Here is a 15,219-nt window from a genome sequence, read left to right on the forward strand (position 1 = left end):
GCTCGCCACATTGTTCGCGCCATGCCCGCCTCCTGGCTGGCGAGCCGCGAGCCTCCACGACCGGCTTGGGCGCAAAGCCGCGTGCCCGGGTCTGGCCGGAAACGGCCTGTCCGTTTCCGTGCGACAAGGCGCGGTAAGCCGCCGCCCCGCCGCCGGAGCGTTCGGTTTACGTAGCGGCCGCCGCCGGTTTCAGCGCCTGAAGGTGAGAGCGGCGGAGACAAAATCCCTCATGGAGGCGGCCGGGTAGTCTGGCTGTAGCGGCGGCGCGAAAAAGGAGCGCTGGTGGGCTTTTCGTCGGAGGTTCTGACGAAAGGCCTGGGGGATGAAGGTCGTGAATCTTTATGCGGGGGTTCGGCGTGGTTGCCATGTGGATGGCATGAGCCAGCGGCAGGCGGCGCGGGTGTTTGGCATTGACGCCAAGACGGTGGCCAAGATGCTGCGGTTTGCGGTGCCGCCGGGGTATCGGCGGAGCAAGCCACCGGTCTGTCCCAAGCTCGACCCGCTGCGGCCGGTGATCGACGCGAGCCTTCGGCGTTTGGAGCAGTGCTCCGAACCCTGGAGGAGGATCAGGGCCGCCCCGGCAAGCAGCGGCACACGGCACGGCGGATTTTCGAGCGGCTCAAGGCGGAGCATGGCTTCCCGGGCGGGAGATGTTCGTCCCCCTGGTTCACTCGCCCGGACACGGCCAGGCCGACTTCGGCAAGGCGATGGCCCGAACGCCTGGGATGAGGCAGCCGCCTTCTGAGCAGCTTTCCTTGCTCTTCATGCCATCGAGCGCCGTTTTGGTTGAGAAGTTCCGCCTCTCAATCAGACATTGAGGCGGAAAAACTTTCCGGAGAGCGAAGTTCAGGACTGCCTTAAACCAACGACCTTGGATGCCAGATACAGGTCGCGGCAATGCGGTAGCAGGAGGTCGTCATGTCGGAGACCCGGATTGAACGCGAAGAGCGCATCCGTGAACAAGCCTACTTTCTCTGGCTTGAGGAGGGTCGTCCTGAGGGACGAGCGGACGTCCACTGGAGAATGGCTTGCGCGCTGAACCCTCAAGGCGGGGCCGAGGTTCATTGGAAGGTTGAATGTACACGTGACGATCAGCGACAGGCTTATGTCGATGAGGAGGGAGAAGAGAGCTTTCCCGCCAGCGACCCGCCGTCACATACACCTCTGACAGGTGAGGGACGCAGGGATGCTCGAGACAGGCCTGAGTGACCCCTGTCTTGTGGCTCCTGCTCCTTGAGGCAGCCACCTCGTTAACCGTAAGCAGCTTCGCGACGGCGACTTGACGCACCCAGAGGCCGCTGCAGGCCGGCTGGGATCTTCCTGTCAGCGTGGAGGCTCGCCACCCCACTGAGCTAGGCTCCGTCGCCTCGGCGGTCATACCTAGGAACGCTCGGCGCGTTGGGCGGGTACAGTCCGGGTTCGGTGGGGCAGGGGGACGGCCTCTCCTACGTCGCTCGCCATAAAACCTCAGCAAAACGGGGATTTTCCGGCAAGTTACGCACGATAACAAATTATTATCGTGCGTGAAGAGTTGGGAGGGGGCGGTTGCCACACGATGGTGGCTCCTGGCACAATTTTGCCGGCCAGAAGACGGGCGCGGGGGCGCCCTTCGGATTGGCCCGAGCGGAGTAAGAGGGTGGGGACTTTGGTGGGGACCGCGGCTGAAAGGGCAGAGAACACCGGGCTTTTTGGTTGTCGGCCTGTAAGGGAAGCGGCGTGAGCGGACACGGCGGGTCGAGCGCGGCGGTCGTCCCCGGGGCCGTGGTGCGCCTGGCCGCGGGCGCGCTCCCCGCGGAGGCACTCGCCGTCCTGGCCGGGCCGGTTGGCGAGGCGGTGGCGCGGGCGGCGGGCTATGCGGGGCAGGCGCTGTCGGAGAACACCAAGCGCGCCTACGTGTCCGACTGGCGCGCCTTCTGCGCCTGGTGCGAAGCGGGTGGCGTCTCAGCCCTGCCGGCAGCGCCGGTGGTTGTTGCCGGCCACCTGGCTAGCCTCGCCAAGACGCTGGGCCGCAGCGGACTGCGTCGGCGGCTGGCGGCCATCGCGCACCACCACCGCCAGGCCGGGCACCTCTGGGAGACGCGCCAGCCGGCGATCAGCGCCACCATGCGCGGCATTCTCGCCACCCACGGCAAGCCCGCGCGGCCGGCGGCGGCGCTCACCTCGGCCGAGGTCAAGCGCCTGCTGGCCAGCTGCGGGACGGACGTGGCGGGGTTGCGGGACCGGGCGCTGCTGCTGGTGGGCTTCGCCGGCGCGCTGCGGCGCTCGGAGCTGGTGGGAATCGACCGCGAGCACCTGCGCTTCACCTCGGAGGGCATGACGGTGCTGATCCCGCGCTCCAAGCGCGACCAGGAGGGGGAGGGAGCCTCGATCGGCGTCCCGCGCGGGCTGAACCCGCTCTCCTGCCCGGTGCGGGCGGTGGAGGCCTGGCTCAAGCGAAGCAAGATCCAGTGGGGCCCGGTGTTCCGGCGCGTGAGCGCCGGCGGGTCGCTGGAGGACCGGCTGACCCCGCAAGGGGTGTGGCGCATCCTCCGGCGGCGGGCGGAGATGGCGAACCTGGTGGTGCATGAGAGCGAGCGGCTTTCACCGCACGGGCTCAGAGCCGGGTTCATCACGGAGGCCTACCTGAAGGGGGCACTCGACGAGCAGGTAATGCACCACACGCGGCAGCGAAGCATCGCCACCACGCAAGGCTACCGCCGCCGAGCCAAGATCACCCAGGACAGCCCGGCGCGGCTGCTCGACCTCTGAGCCCGGGGCCGGGAGGGGAGGGTGTGGGACGCGCCTCTTTGCGGTGGTCGGAGCGTCAGCGGTTGAGCACGCGCCGGCCGGCCTCGTACGCGGCCTCGGCGCCCGCAAAGCCCGCGGGTGAGCGGGCCACCAGGGTCGACCCCTTCCAGATCGACCAGCGCCAGGTATTGCGGCCGGAGCCCTCCCGGCTGATGCGGATCTCCTTCGTCTCAGGGGCTTCGTGCGAGGAGTGGAGCGCCTTTGTCAGCATGGCCGCGTCCTAGGAGCGCCGGCAAAGGATGCCAAGGCACGAGACCGTGGCCACCACCAACGTCCCCGACTCACCTGACCCGTCCTGGCGACCCGAGCGCACCCACACGGACTGGCTGCGCAACAAGCTGGTGGTGAGCGGGCCTAGCGAGGAGGTGGCGCGGTTCCGGGCCGCGGCCGCGGGCTCGGGCGTGATCCCGTGGGAGCTGGACCTCGCCGGCCTGGAGGAGGAGTTTCTGCTGCCGATGGCAGCCCCCGAGGACGGGACGCCGGCGATCAGCCTCGCGGGCGCCAAGCTCCTGGCGCGACGGCTGCGGGACGCAGTGGCCCTGAACCATCAGCGCGCGCTCTCCCGGATGCGCACGGACCGGAGTTGCCCCTTAGACCTGCACCGGCTGCTGCCGGTGCCGGCGACCATCCTTCGGCTTGGTCCTGAGGAGGGGGAGAGCCGGGCCTGGCTCGCCCGGCACTGGGGCGTGACCCGTCCGCTCCGGCACGTGGTGGAGTTGTCATCCACCCTGGACCGGCGGCGCAAGAAGATGGCGGAGCTGCGGGTAGGCTTCTGGTCGGCGGACTGGTCGCCCTGGCAGGCGGTGGTGCGGCTCAGGCGGAACTGGCCCGAGCTCCTCTTCGTGCTCACGCCGGACTACGTGCCGGGCGGGACGGAGGGGCAGGGCGAAGCTGCCGGGGCGGCGAGCGCGGGTGAGAAGGACAAGTCCGCCCCGGTAAGTCGGGCCCGAGCGCGCCGTGGCTGAGGCGCTCGGCCTGGAGGAGAAAGCCAGCGGAGAGGGGCAGGGGAGGGGCGCTCACGAGGCCGGCCGGGGTGAGGCCACCCCGCACCTTCGGGTAGAGGGCTACGAAGGCCCGCTCGACTTCCTGCTCGAGATGGTCCGGCGGCAGCGGCTGGATCTTGGCCCGCTCTCCATCCTGACGCTCACCGACCAGCTGGTGAGCGCCATCGAGAACAGCGGCGGGGGTGCTCGGCTGGAGCGGCGGGCGGACTGGCTGGTCATGGCCAGCCAGCTCCTGCTGCTCAAGGCGCAGCTGCTGGCGCCCGCCAGCCCCAAGGCGGCGGAGGAGGCCGGCGCGGAGGCAAGGCGGCGCCTCGCGCAGCTGGACGAGCTGGCCCGCATGCGCGCGGGCGCCGCGTGGCTCTCGGCCCGGCCGCAGCTTGGGCAAGAAGTGTTCACCAGAGGACAGGGCGAGGCGCCAGTGCCACGGCCCCAAGCGGAGCTGTACGTGGCCTTCCTCGAGGCCACCCTCACCATGCTGGAGAGCAGGGAAGGACAGCGAGCGGAGCCGCTCCCGACCTACCGACCCGCGCCGCCCGACCTCTGGCGCATCCCGGACGCCATGCTCCGCATCACCGCCATGCTTGAACAGCAACCACGACACTTACCCTTCGAGCGCTGCTTGCCAAGCATCGCGCCCGCCGCGCCGGACCGGCTGCTGCGCTTCCGCGCGGCGCTCGCGAGCACGCTCCTGGCCAGCCTGGAGCTCACGCGCGAGGGGAAGCTGTCGCTCACGCAAGTGGACCCGTTCGGACCCATCGCCCTCGACGCATGCGGGATGAGCCATGATGGTGTTCAGGACGCAGCCTGACCGAGATCGTCAGGCGTGCCCTGGTTGCCCGCTTCACAGGAGGATTGCCGTGGAACCGCATCCCGCCGTCAGCGACGCGGAGGTCGAAGCTGCGACCACCCGGCTGTCCATCACCCCGAACCTCGACGTGCCTCTCTCTGGAGAGGCGCTGCGGCAGGTGGTCTCCATCGCGCTCACCGCGGCCGCCCAGGTACGACAGGCGAGGCTGGTGAGGGCCGATGGGGTGGCGTTCCAGATCGGGACCACCTTCTCGACCGGGCCGGCGCTGTGGCGGTGCACCGACGTTGGCACCCGAACCCTCGTTACCGTGCGGATCGATAAGGTCATCAAGCCACGCCCACTCGGCGAAAGTCAGACCTGGGCCACGGACCAGGACGCCGCGGACCCGCGCAAGCTACCTGGCTGGTTGAACGGTCCACCCTACGCCCTGGCCGAGTTCTGCTTTGACGAGCAGGACATCAAGGGGGTCGAAATCGTCCCGCGCGACAAGGTCGCGGTCTGGGATCCGAGACCTCAGGCCCAGGTCTGATCAGGTTGCACGAGATGCCCTCGGGTGCAGAGCGACGCATCCTCAGCGTCAACCATCGGTGGCCCGGGTCCGGTGCCGCGCGTCCGATTGACACTCGGCCGGGGGGTGACTGAGAGAGGGGTGGAACTTTCCTCCTTCGTCCGGCGCTTTTCTCTCGATGGGCTGCCGCGCCCTCAGGGCCTGTGCCCGAGAAGAGCAATGGATGCTGGAGACGAGGACCATGAACCAGGACAGGACGGATCAGAAGCGGGACGAGGAGACCGGGCACTGGGTCTCGGATCTGCATGCCGGGGCGACCTCTGAAGCCAAGGTCGACAAGGGGGTTGAGGACACCTTTCCCGCCTCGGACCCTGTTCACAAGGGCGGCGCCACGGGCTTCATCTCCCCGGATGGGACGGACACCGCGATCCACGGCCAAGCGGCGGTATGGGACAGCCAAGCAGGGGGAACAGCCCGCGCCGCTCTCAATCAGCACCCGCTGCCCGCTCTCCTGATTGCCGGGGCTGTCGGCTTCGTGTTCGGGCTTCTCACCAATGATCGGCGGTAGGTTGAAGCGCTTGTGCTGGCGGAACAGGCGGAGAGCCAAGTAGGCGTGGAACGGTGACCGAATGACGTGCGACGTCCTCCTCCTCGACGACGATGAGCTGGTCCTGGACGTGATGGTCCAGGCCCTGGAGGACGCAGGCTACACTGTACAGATGGCCGAGCATGCAGCCGCCGCGCTGGAGTACCTCGAAGGCTCAGCGCCGTGTCAGGTTGTTCTGACCGACATCAACCTGGGTGAGCTGCTGAACGGGTTTGCGGTCGTCGAGCGGACCCGGGCCGTCCGTCCGGACATCAAGGTGATCTATTACTCGGGCCTGCCCAGCAACTGGCACGGCCGCTCGCTGGGGCCAAAGGAGCGGCAGCTGAACAAGCCCTTTCGCTTCGAGGAGCTGCTTGAAGCAATGGAGGCGCTCAAAGTCTGGCCGAGTAATCCTCCGACGCTCGGTCGTGATCGGACGACCTTCTAGCTGCGACCTGTCAGCCGCCGGAACCTTCTGACCGCTCCTCGTCCGCCAGGGTGCGAAGGTGCCGTCCCCACCCTGCTCTTACGACAGTGCTCGTTGCCCTTCCCTGAACGTCCGGAAAGTTCATGTACCCAGCGCCAGCTTGCAACGCGACGATTGCAGCACAAGACCTCTAGAACGCTCACGCTGAGCAGCGAAGGTTAGTCTCTGCACGTTGGTCAGCAGGGCTGCTGACATCCTGTTTTGCTCCTATCCTTCCTTCTCGATCTTCGCCGTCTCGATCACGCCTTCCCAGAGCTTGATCTCGCTTTCCAGAAAGGGGTGGAACTGCGCCTGGGGCAGCGGCGAGGCCGTGAAGCCGGAGGCCGCATAGGCCTGCTGCACCTTGGGCAGCGCCAAGGCCTTGGCCGTCTCTTCCTCAAACCGGGCCAGAACCGGCGCAGGAAGCTTCGGTGGAGCGACCAGCCCGTACCAGTTGGTGACACGAAAATCGCCGACCCTGCTGTCTAGCGTCGGTGTCGCAGGGCTGCGAGCCCAGGGTTCGCCTGAGGAGATGGCAAGCAAGCGGAGTGCGCCTTGCTCGATCAGCGGCCAGCCCGTCGCGTCGGCGAAGGCCACATCCACGGTGCCGGCGGCGAGATCGGTCAGCATCGGCGTGGTGCCCCGGTAGGGTACGTTCATCGTCCTCGTGCCGAGGCGGATGTTCAGAAGCTCCAGCGACAGATGAGTGCTGGAGCCGATGCCGGCGGAGGCGAAGCGCACCTCGTCCGGCCTCGCGCGCATCCAGGTGAGAAAGGCGTCCAGGTCCGGCACCGGCAGGCCCTTGCGCGCAACGAGCATCAACGGGCTGGTCGTAAGGCGTGACACATGAGTGAGCGCCATCGGTTGGTAAGGAGTTCGGCGTAGGAGCGGACCGATGGTGATGTTGCCCGAGCTGGTGATGCCGAGCGTCTGGCCGTCCGGCGTGGCCTGGTACACCTGCTCGATGCCGAGCGCGCCCGCAGCGCCGGCCCTGTTGTCCACCACCACCGGTTGGCCGAGTTCCGGGGCCAGCGCATCAGCCAGCACGCGGCCGACCAGATCCAGCCCGCCACCTGGCGGGAAGGGAACGATGATCTTGACCGGGCGGTCCGGTGCCCACCCGGCCGCCCGACCAACGGAGGCAAGGGCGGGTGCCGCGAGCAACCCGAAGGCCGCGCGGCGGGTGAGGGAGGTGGTCATGGCGATGATCCTGGAGCGGTGCGTCAGGCGGGAAGGGCCACCTGCCCGCGAACAACATGGGCAGGGCGGGGCAATCCGAGATGCTCGCGGAGGGTGGTGCCGGTGTAGCCGGTTCGGAACAAGCCGCGGCGCTGAAGCTCCGGCACCACGAGGCTGGTGAAGGCGTCCAGGCCGGCGGGAAAGGTCGACGGCATGACGTTGAAGCCATCAGCCGCTCCACCCACGAACCACTCTTCCATACGGTCGGCGACCTCGGTCGCGCTGCCCACGATCATGTGGTGGCCGCGCGACACGGCGATCCGTTCGTACAGGCGCCGGATGCTGAGGTTCTCGCGCCTGGCGAGGTCCGCGATCACCTTTATCCGTGCCTTGCCGACATCCGTGTCCGGCAGGTCGGGCAGCGGGCCGTCCACGTCATAGCCGGAAAGGTCAAAGCCGCCGGTGAGGAATGAGAGGAGCGAGAGACCGACATCCGGATGCAGTAGGCTCTGCAACTCCGCCATGTGGTCCTCCGCCTCAGCACGGGTGCGACCGACGACTGGGAAGAAGCCGGGCATGACCTTCACCAAGTCGGCGTCACGGCCATGGGCCACCACCCGCGCCTTCACGTCGGCGTAGAAGGCCTGCGCGTCCGGCAGAGTCTGGTTCACGGCAAAGATTACCTCGGCCGTGCGGGCCGCGAGGTCGCGCCCTGCGTCCGAGCCGCCGGCCTGCACCAGGACCGGATGGCCTTGCGGCGGGCGCCCGAGATTGAGCGGACCGCGGACCGAGAAATGCTCGCCCTTGTGGTGGAGGACGTGCAGCTTCGAGGCATCGAAGTAGAGGCCGCTCTCCTTGTTCCGGATAAAAGCGTCATCCTCGAAGCTGTCCCAAAGACCCTTGGTTACCTCCACGAACTCGGCGGCGCGCTTGTACCGGTCCGCATGAGCGGGGTGGCTTTCGCGGCCGAAGTTCCAGGCCTCGAGCGAGTTGGAGGTCGTGACGATGTTCCAGCCGGCGCGGCCGTTGGAGAGGTAATCCAGTGTCCCGAACGAGCGGGCGATTTGATACGGCTCGGAGTAGGTGGTCGATCCGGTCGCCACGAGGCCGATGCGCTGCGTCACCACCGACAGCGCCGAGAGCAGGGCGACCGGCTCGAAGATGTTAGGCCGCGCCATGCGCCTCACCGCCAGCCAGTCGTCCTGCTGAATGCAGTTGTTGTCGGCCAGGAAGACCATGTCGAAGCACGCGGCCTCGGCCCTCCGCGCCATGTCCGCCATGAAGCTTGGATTGAAGGTGGCGTCCGCCTGTGCGGTCGGGTGACGCCAACCGGCGACATGGTGGCCGCTGGCAAAGAGGAAGAGGCCGAGGCTGATTTGGCGCTTAGCGAGCATGGACGCAATCCGAATGAAGGCCGAGCCAAACCCTGGCTGCGGCGACGCGTGCGAGTGGCGGAGAATGCAACCCTTGCCCAAGATCTACTAGCCATCTCGCCTATCCTAGATCGACAGCCTTCAGCGCCTCGCCCATCGTGCTCCAGTCGCGAGCGATCGTGTCGCCGATCTCGTCGAGCGAGCGCTCCGCGAGCCGCAGCCCAACACGCTCCAACAGCGGTCCAACGGCCGGGGTTCGCATGGCGGCAGCGAAGTCCACCTGCAGCTTCTGCCTCCGCTCGAGCGGCGTGCCAGCGGGGGCGACGACCGCGTACCAGAAATCCAGCGACCAGTCGGCGAGTCCGAGCTCCGGCAGGGTCGGAACCCCCGCCAGGTCCGGCCAGCGGTGCGATCCGATAACGGCGATGCCGCGCAGGTTGCCCGATTGGGCAAAGGGCAGCGTGTTGGGCCCCATCACCGCGTGCGCGTGCCCCGCGAGCACGGCGTTGATCGCCGGCACGATGCCATTGAAGGGCGCGTGCAGCATCTCGAGCCCGAGCCGCCGCTGCAGCATCGCCCCCGCCACATGGCCATAGGAGCCGACACCGGGCGAGGCGTAGACAAACTCGCCAGGGTGCTCGCGCACGAGCCGCACGAAGCCAGCAAAGTCCTGGACGGCCAGGTGAGGGCTGATCGCGAGAAGGTTGTAGCTGTCCCCGAGGAAGGCGACCGGCGCAAAGTCGCGTGTCGGATCGAACTTTACCTCCGACAGGCGCGGCACCATGCTCAGCACGGCATTGTTGACCAGCAGAAGCGTGTACCCGTCCGGCCGGGCGGAGAGCGCCTGTTGCGCGCCGATCCCGCCCCCGGCCCCTGGCCGGTTATCCACGACGACGCTGCGCTGATATCCTTGTGACAGCACCTGCGCGATGCCGCGGGCGGCGCTGTCGCTGGTGGCGCCGGGCGGAAAGGGCGTGATCAGGCGGATGGCCTGTTCTGGCCAGGTCGCGAGCGCGGGGCGGGCAAGGGCCAGGGTGGGCAGGGCCGCGAACATCGAGCGGCGTCGGAGCGGGAACATGTCGCACTCTCTGAAGATCGGCTTTGGGCAGGATTGCGTGGTGCAAATCGTGAATCAACCTCGAATCTTCGTGTATTAAGCAGAGCCACGTTGAAAAGAAGGATTTAGCTGCATAGGCTCTGACGTGGAGAAGGAGCCGCCCATGTCTGAGACGATCACGAGGCCCACGCTGCGGATTGCGCCGAACAGCCCGGTGTTCGACCTGCCCATCCATGTCGCGCTGGAGCACGGTCTGTTCGCGAAGGAAGGCCTCGATGTCGCCTTCGCCGATACCTACGACGCCAACATTTCGTCCGCTGACGCCTTCGTTCGGCAGAAGGAAGCCCTTTACGAGAGCGGCAGCGCCAGTGCCTACAATCTCTGTGAATGGGCCGGCTTCGACCGGTCCGAGCGGGGACAGCGCCGCAGCGTGGTGGCCTCGCTTCGTCCGGCGGTCGCGGCGCAGGCGCTGGTGACCTTCGATTCAGCGCTCCGCGAGCCGCACGATCTCGCCAAAGTGCCCGTCGCGATCAACGACCGAACGGGATCGCATTACACGGCACTGCAGCTGCTCGAAGGCACGCTTGAGCGAAGCGAGATCGTGGTAGAGCACCTCGGATCCCCGCTCGCCCGGTACGAGGCGCTGAAGTCCGGCAAGGTGCGCGTCGCCATGGTGATGGAGCCCTATATCAGCCTCCTGCTGAAGGAGGGGGCGCACCTGATCGGTGTCATTTTCTATCGCGGCTCGCAGGTCATCTCGCCGGAGCTACCGCCCGAGGCAGTGACGGCCTATACCCGCGCCGTCGATGCCGCAGCGGCGCTCATCACGCAGGATTTCGCGCGCTACAAGCACTACATTGTCCAGCCCGTGCGGGATCGGCTGAAGCCGGAGGAGCTCGCCAACCACTTCGTCCACTATGCGCCCTCCCGTCCCGTAGATCCGGCCCGGTTCTCCCAGACCTATTCCTGGATGAAGTCCTGGGGGCTGACCGACGGGCAGAACGACTTCGGCACACTCGTTGTCTGAGGCCACCGGCCGAACGCAACCGGCCCGGGGCGCCTCGCGCTGCCCCGGCCGTTTTCGGCGGTTCGGCTCATTGGGAACTCCTTGAGGCAGCGCCGCACCGTGAAGGCTAGAAGGCGCCGGTGGTGGCGATGCGGATGCGCGGGAAGAAAGCTCGGGCGCGTTGGAGCCACTCCAGTGTCAGTGCGGAGTTCTTGGCACTACGGCGCTGCCGCTGCCAATTTAGAACAAGTCGCGCGACCCTTTAGGCGTCGGCACCCTGCGTCGAGCCAGCCGAGATCCCGCGCAACGCCATGTCCATCGCCGGCGCGAGGTCGGCCACGCGATCCACGACGTACAGCCTCTGGCTTACCGTGTGGAGGAATCCGACGGCCTCGCGCTCGTCCATGAAACGATAAGATTCTCCGGCAGCTTGGCTGCGAGACATTGTTCCTTCCAGCAGCTTCAGGATGGCTGCGTAGCCGGCGCGGATCCGGGCTTTGGCCTCCCCCGGTGCAAACATTCTCCGGAGCGCGATGAGGCTACAACGTGTTGCACCCCTCATCGCCCCCTCCCGTGACTGCCCTACTTCAGGCAGCCGCCAAGGCATTCGCACGCGGGCCGATGGGTCTGGTCCCCTTGATGGTCGTTCGGTGAAGCGTCCGCGCCTGATCGGCGGGACAACCGGTGGCGAGGTGCGTCACGGCCCTGTTGTCCCAGAGCACGAGGTCGCCCACCCGCCAGCGGTGGCGGTACAGCACCGATGGGTCGAGAGATGCCTTGAACAGCGCCCCCAGGAGGGTGCGGCCCTCCTCCTCTGGCACGCCCAGGATCCGCGGCGTGAAGCCCTCGTTGACGAAGAGGGCAGGGCGCCCGGTGCCGTCGTGCAGCCGCACCACCGGGTGCACCACGGGCGGCACCCTCGCGCGCTGCTCCGGCGTCAGGCGCGGGCGGGTGCCCGCATCGGCCTGGATGTCGCCCCGATAGGCGTAGTCGTGCACCGCCTCGAGGTGGTGGATCCGGGCGCGCAGCGTGGGATCGAGGCGGTCGTAGGCCGCATGCATGGAAGCGAAGAGGGTGTCGCCGCCATCCCGCGGCAGCACGCGGGCATAGAGGGCGGAGCCGAGGCTCGGCTCGGCCAGGTAGGAGAGGTCGGAGTGCCAGTAGTGGCCGGCATCGCCGAGCCCGATGGGCTTGCCGTCCCGCGTCTCGTTGGAGACGAGGAGGATCTCCGGCGCCTCCGGGTGCAGGAACTGCTTCAGCACATGGATCTCCAGCTCGCCCAGGCGGCTAAAGGCGACCTGCTGCGCGGGCGTGATGTCCTGGCCGCGGATCACGAGCACCGAATGCGCCTCGAAGGCCCGGCGCAGCGCGCCGAAGGCGTCGTCATCGAGCGGGTGGGACAGGTCCACCCCGAGCGCCTCGGCGGCGAAAAGGGGGTGGAGGGAGCGGATCTCCATCGTTGCTTTCCTCATTGGCGCTGCAGGCCCCAGCGGCGCACGGTGCGCGCCTCCAGGCCCCGGAAAACGACGCCCTCGACCAACAGGCCGATGCCGACGACGACGAGGAGGCCCGCGAAGACCTCCGGGATCTCGAGGTTGTTCCGGTGCTCCGCGATGAACCAGCCGACCCCGCTGGAGCGGGAGGTGGCGCCGAAGACCAGCTCCGCCGCGATCAGCGTGCGCCAGGCGAAGGCCCAGCCAATGCGCAGGCCCGAGATGATGGCGGGCAGCGCTGCCGGCGCGAGGATGAAGGCCGCGAGGCGAAGGCCGCGCAGGCCGAGATTCTCGCCGACCTTGCGTAGGGTTGGGGGAATGGCGCGCACCCCTGCATGCGCGTTCAGCGCCACAGCCCAGAGTACGGAATGCCTGACGACGAAGACGAGGCTGGGCGTGCCTAGCCCGAACCAGAGCAGCGCGAGCGGCAGCAGGGCGATGGCCGGAAGCGGGTTGAACATCGCCGTCAGGGTCGAGAGGAGCGCGCTGCCGAAGCGGGATGCGACCGCGAGGCCGACCAGCAGCGCCGCCACGGCGAGGCCGATGGCATAGGAGATGCCGAGCACGCGGAGCGAGCCCAGGACGCGCGCCGGCAACTCGCCCGAGGCGGTGACGCGCGCCAGGGCCGCGAGGGTGCCCGTGAAGGTCGGGAAGATCAGGTCGTTGTCGACCCACCGGCCGTAGCCCTCCCAGGCCAGGGCCAGGAGGGCGAGGATCAGGGCGCGCTGCGCTAGGTCCTGCAGCAGCGGGCCGGGGCGGGCCGCCCGGGGCGCCGTGCGCAGCGGCGGCGCGGGGGGATGGAGGAGCGATCCGTCAGGCATCGGCGAGCACCGCGTCCGGGCCGGTCGGCAGCAACTGGCCGCGGAGCAGTGCGCCGAGGCGGGCACGCTCCGCGTCGTCGGCGCCGGCGGGCACCGCATGCTCGGCGCGAAGCCGGCCGGGATGCGCGGAGAGCACGGCCACGCGGCTGCCGAGCAGCACCGCCTCCTCGATCGAATGGGTGACGAAGATGAGCGTGAAGCGCAGCTCCCCCCAGAGGCGCAGCAACTCCTCCTGCATGCGGCGGCGGGTGAGGGCGTCGAGCGCGGCGAAGGGCTCGTCCATCAGCAGCACGCGCGGAGCGGCGGCCAGGGCGCGGGCGATCGCAACGCGCATCTTCATGCCGCCCGAGAGGGTGTGAGGAAAGGCCTCCTCAAAGCCACGCAGCCCGACCTTGCCGATCAGGACCTCGGCCCGCCCCTCCGCCTCGGCGCGGCTCCTGCCCGCGAGGCGCAGGGGGTAGGCGACGTTGGCGCGCACGCGCTTCCAGGGCAGGAGCTGGTCGAATTCCTGAAAGACCGTCATCCGGTCCTGGCCGGGGCCGCGGACGGGCACGCCGTCCAGCAGCACCTGGCCCGCGGCCGGCATCAGGAAGCCGCCAGCCGCGGCCAGCAGGCTGGACTTTCCGCAGCCGGAAGGCCCGAGCAGGATCAGCCGCTCCCCCTCCCTCAGCGAGAGGTTCACCCCCTCGCAGGCGACCATGGCGCCGCGCTCGGTGTGGTAGCGCAGCGTCAGATCGCGAAACTCCAGGACAGGCGCCATCAGCTTCCCCCCAGGTTGTGCAGGGCGGGGAAGAACAGCTCCTGCCAGTTCGCCGGCTTCACGGGGATCTGGCCGCTGCGCTGCTGGAACTCGGCGAAGGCCAGCACGCGCGCGGGCGCCGACGTGAAGCTGATGCCGGCCTCGCCCAGGATGGCATCGACGAAGCCGGCATCCAGGGGCGAGCGCTCGGCGCGGACATAGAGCTCGGCGGCGGCGCGGCGGTTCTCGCGGATCCAGCGATGCGCCGCGTCGAGCGCCGCGACGAAGGCGGCCGCCGTGCGCGGGTTGGCGTCGTGCCAGCGCCCCGTGGCATAGGCGAGATTGCCGCTGTGCGCGCCGCCCAGCACGTCGAAGGAATCGAGCACCCTGTGGATGCCGGGATGCTGAAGCTGCTGCTGCTGGAACGGTGGATTGCCGAAATGGGCAGTGATCTCCGTGCGCCCGGCGATGAGCTGGGCGGTCGCGTCCGGGTGCGGAAGGGAGACCGTGATGGGGTCCAGCCGCCCGTGCTGGCCGGGGCCGAAGAGCTTCTCGGCCGCCATCTGCAGGACGATGGACTGGAAGGAGACGCGCACGGCCGGAAGGGCGATCCGGTCCCGCTCGGTGAAGTCCGCGATGGTCTTCACCTCGGAGCGGTTCGTGTTCAGCCAGATGGACTGCGAGCCGAGCGCGCCGAGCGAGCGCACCCTGAGGTTGGACCGCGTGCGAGCCCAGAGGAGGACGAAGGGCGGCACCCCGGCGGCCGCGATGTCGAGACCGCCGGAGAGCAGCGCGTCATTCATCGCGGCGCCGCCACTGACTTGGATCCAGGACACCTCCGGCTCCGGCAGCCCGGCGGCCTTCACGGCCCCCTCAAGCAGGCGCTGCTCCCGCAGCACGATGAAGGGCAGGTAGATGAGGCCGAACTGCTGGGCGATGCGGATCTGCCGCGTCTCGGCTGGCTGGGCCGCGGCACGCTTGGGAAGGCCAAGGGCGAGCGGGGTAGCGAGGAGGTGGCGACGTCGCAAGGGCGTGGTCTCCAGCGAATGGGCGAGTAACGGCGGTATGGCGCGACGACAGCGTCAGTTCAGAGGGAGCTTGCGTCCCGGTCAATGAAATGCGCTTCCAACTTTCGTCCTTGACGGAGAACAACAATCTAGAATGGGTAATAGGCCCTGCACGGCCGCTCGGTCCTCCGCGGATGCTCCGTGCGGGTTCCCCGCCGGTGAATTCGCCGCCGGGAAGTCCCGGGGAAGCTCGGGACTCGCGCTGATCCCATCGACCGGAGAAGGGAACAGCGCCCCTGCCGCCTTGCCCAGCTGCGCAATGATGCTTGCAGCCCATCCAGGCCTCGTCAGAGCGTTCGCCATGGCCGAACCTCTCTTTCCTGTT

At 68.3% G+C, this 15,219-nt stretch carries 17 protein-coding genes and 1 pseudogene; 9 read left to right on the plus strand and 9 right to left on the minus strand.

Annotated features, from left to right (window positions below; genetic code table 11):
* Positions 1–322 precede the first annotated feature (322 nt).
* The 3 genes and pseudogenes from D9599_RS31540 to D9599_RS32335 all read left to right on the plus strand — a co-directional run.
* Positions 323–734, plus strand: a pseudogene (locus D9599_RS31540) (IS21 family transposase); the annotation flags it as partial.
* 184 nt (positions 735–918) lie between these two features.
* On the plus strand, positions 919–1,209 hold the full coding sequence (locus tag D9599_RS32485; protein WP_198383774.1) for a DUF2934 domain-containing protein: 291 nt from the start codon (positions 919–921) through the stop codon (positions 1,207–1,209).
* A gap of 507 nt (positions 1,210–1,716) precedes the next feature.
* On the plus strand, positions 1,717–2,748 hold the full coding sequence (locus tag D9599_RS32335; RefSeq protein ID WP_198383775.1) for a tyrosine-type recombinase/integrase: 1,032 nt from the start codon (positions 1,717–1,719) through the stop codon (positions 2,746–2,748).
* Positions 2,749–2,803: 55 nt separating this feature from the next.
* On the opposite strand, the gene D9599_RS23730 is transcribed toward D9599_RS32335, so the two are convergent.
* Positions 2,804–2,998, minus strand: coding sequence for a hypothetical protein (locus D9599_RS23730; protein ID WP_198383776.1), 195 nt, complete (start codon positions 2,996–2,998; stop codon positions 2,804–2,806).
* 28 nt (positions 2,999–3,026) lie between these two features.
* Between D9599_RS23730 and D9599_RS23735 the strand changes: the two genes are divergently transcribed.
* The 5 genes from D9599_RS23735 (at position 3,027) to D9599_RS23755 (ending at position 6,141) form a co-directional block, all read left to right on the plus strand.
* A complete protein-coding gene (locus tag D9599_RS23735; RefSeq protein ID WP_198383777.1) occupies positions 3,027–3,752 on the plus strand; it encodes a hypothetical protein in 726 nt (241 codons plus the stop codon).
* Entirely contained in the window at positions 3,745–4,599 is an 855-nt protein-coding gene (locus tag D9599_RS23740) for a ScpA family protein (protein WP_198383778.1), read from the plus strand. Before D9599_RS23735 ends, D9599_RS23740 begins: the two co-directional genes overlap by 8 nt.
* Positions 4,600–4,648: 49 nt before the next feature.
* Entirely contained in the window at positions 4,649–5,128 is a 480-nt protein-coding gene (locus D9599_RS23745; protein ID WP_198383779.1) for a hypothetical protein, read from the plus strand.
* Positions 5,129–5,348: 220 nt separating this feature from the next.
* The gene (locus D9599_RS23750; protein ID WP_198383780.1) at positions 5,349–5,675 is read left to right on the plus strand and encodes a hypothetical protein; all 327 of its coding nucleotides are present in this window, start codon (positions 5,349–5,351) and stop codon (positions 5,673–5,675) included.
* A gap of 61 nt (positions 5,676–5,736) precedes the next feature.
* Positions 5,737–6,141, plus strand: coding sequence for a response regulator (locus D9599_RS23755; RefSeq protein WP_198383781.1), 405 nt, complete (start codon positions 5,737–5,739; stop codon positions 6,139–6,141).
* Positions 6,142–6,387: 246 nt separating this feature from the next.
* Here the strand turns inward: D9599_RS23755 and D9599_RS23760 are convergent, their stop codons facing one another.
* The 3 genes from D9599_RS23760 to D9599_RS23770 all read right to left on the minus strand — a co-directional run bounded on the left by D9599_RS23760 (position 6,388) and on the right by D9599_RS23770 (position 9,789).
* Entirely contained in the window at positions 6,388–7,359 is a 972-nt protein-coding gene (locus tag D9599_RS23760) for a tripartite tricarboxylate transporter substrate binding protein (protein ID WP_198383782.1), read from the minus strand.
* A gap of 23 nt (positions 7,360–7,382) precedes the next feature.
* Positions 7,383–8,732, minus strand: coding sequence for an LLM class flavin-dependent oxidoreductase (locus D9599_RS23765; RefSeq protein ID WP_198383783.1), 1,350 nt, complete (start codon positions 8,730–8,732; stop codon positions 7,383–7,385).
* Positions 8,733–8,832: 100 nt separating this feature from the next.
* Positions 8,833–9,789 carry a tripartite tricarboxylate transporter substrate binding protein gene (locus D9599_RS23770; protein WP_198383784.1) on the minus strand — a complete coding sequence of 319 codons (957 nt, stop codon included), beginning with the start codon at positions 9,787–9,789 and terminating at the stop codon, positions 8,833–8,835.
* 142 nt (positions 9,790–9,931) lie between these two features.
* Here D9599_RS23770 and D9599_RS23775 point away from each other — a divergent pair, with 142 nt between their 5' ends.
* On the plus strand, positions 9,932–10,795 hold the full coding sequence (locus tag D9599_RS23775; protein ID WP_198383785.1) for an ABC transporter substrate-binding protein: 864 nt from the start codon (positions 9,932–9,934) through the stop codon (positions 10,793–10,795).
* Between the two features lie 241 nt (positions 10,796–11,036).
* Here the strand turns inward: D9599_RS23775 and D9599_RS23780 are convergent, their stop codons facing one another.
* The 5 genes from D9599_RS23780 to D9599_RS23800 form a co-directional block, all read right to left on the minus strand.
* The gene (locus D9599_RS23780; RefSeq protein WP_198383786.1) at positions 11,037–11,180 is read right to left on the minus strand and encodes a hypothetical protein; all 144 of its coding nucleotides are present in this window, start codon (positions 11,178–11,180) and stop codon (positions 11,037–11,039) included.
* 181 nt (positions 11,181–11,361) lie between these two features.
* On the minus strand, positions 11,362–12,231 hold the full coding sequence (locus D9599_RS23785) for a TauD/TfdA family dioxygenase (RefSeq protein WP_198383787.1): 870 nt from the start codon (positions 12,229–12,231) through the stop codon (positions 11,362–11,364).
* 11 nt (positions 12,232–12,242) lie between these two features.
* Positions 12,243–13,088 carry an ABC transporter permease gene (locus D9599_RS23790; RefSeq protein ID WP_198383788.1) on the minus strand — a complete coding sequence of 282 codons (846 nt, stop codon included), beginning with the start codon at positions 13,086–13,088 and terminating at the stop codon, positions 12,243–12,245.
* Positions 13,081–13,848 carry an ABC transporter ATP-binding protein gene (locus tag D9599_RS23795; protein ID WP_198383789.1) on the minus strand — a complete coding sequence of 256 codons (768 nt, stop codon included), beginning with the start codon at positions 13,846–13,848 and terminating at the stop codon, positions 13,081–13,083. The genes D9599_RS23790 and D9599_RS23795 overlap by 8 nt, the downstream gene beginning before the upstream one ends.
* Positions 13,848–14,855 carry an ABC transporter substrate-binding protein gene (locus D9599_RS23800; RefSeq protein WP_198383790.1) on the minus strand — a complete coding sequence of 336 codons (1,008 nt, stop codon included), beginning with the start codon at positions 14,853–14,855 and terminating at the stop codon, positions 13,848–13,850. Before D9599_RS23800 ends, D9599_RS23795 begins: the two co-directional genes overlap by 1 nt.
* Positions 14,856–15,219: the final 364 nt, after the last annotated feature.

The sequence above is a fragment of the Roseomonas sp. KE2513 genome (genome assembly GCF_016107305.1).
Taxonomy (GTDB): Bacteria; Pseudomonadota; Alphaproteobacteria; order Acetobacterales; family Acetobacteraceae; genus Roseomonas.

Coding starts and splice junctions, on each gene's coding strand:
- D9599_RS32485 (WP_198383774.1), top strand. CDS start 919: ATGTCGGAGACCCGGATTGAACGCGAAGAGCGCATCCGTGAACAAGCC.
- D9599_RS23730 (WP_198383776.1), bottom strand. CDS start 2,998: ATGCTGACAAAGGCGCTCCACTCCTCGCACGAAGCCCCTGAGACGAAG.
- D9599_RS23735 (WP_198383777.1), top strand. CDS start 3,027: ATGCCAAGGCACGAGACCGTGGCCACCACCAACGTCCCCGACTCACCT.
- D9599_RS23750 (WP_198383780.1), top strand. CDS start 5,349: ATGAACCAGGACAGGACGGATCAGAAGCGGGACGAGGAGACCGGGCAC.
- D9599_RS23755 (WP_198383781.1), top strand. CDS start 5,737: ATGACGTGCGACGTCCTCCTCCTCGACGACGATGAGCTGGTCCTGGAC.
- D9599_RS23760 (WP_198383782.1), bottom strand. CDS start 7,359: ATGACCACCTCCCTCACCCGCCGCGCGGCCTTCGGGTTGCTCGCGGCA.
- D9599_RS23765 (WP_198383783.1), bottom strand. CDS start 8,732: ATGCTCGCTAAGCGCCAAATCAGCCTCGGCCTCTTCCTCTTTGCCAGC.
- D9599_RS23770 (WP_198383784.1), bottom strand. CDS start 9,789: ATGTTCCCGCTCCGACGCCGCTCGATGTTCGCGGCCCTGCCCACCCTG.
- D9599_RS23775 (WP_198383785.1), top strand. CDS start 9,932: ATGTCTGAGACGATCACGAGGCCCACGCTGCGGATTGCGCCGAACAGC.
- D9599_RS23780 (WP_198383786.1), bottom strand. CDS start 11,180: ATGGACGAGCGCGAGGCCGTCGGATTCCTCCACACGGTAAGCCAGAGG.
- D9599_RS23785 (WP_198383787.1), bottom strand. CDS start 12,231: ATGGAGATCCGCTCCCTCCACCCCCTTTTCGCCGCCGAGGCGCTCGGG.
- D9599_RS23790 (WP_198383788.1), bottom strand. CDS start 13,088: ATGCCTGACGGATCGCTCCTCCATCCCCCCGCGCCGCCGCTGCGCACG.
- D9599_RS23795 (WP_198383789.1), bottom strand. CDS start 13,848: ATGGCGCCTGTCCTGGAGTTTCGCGATCTGACGCTGCGCTACCACACC.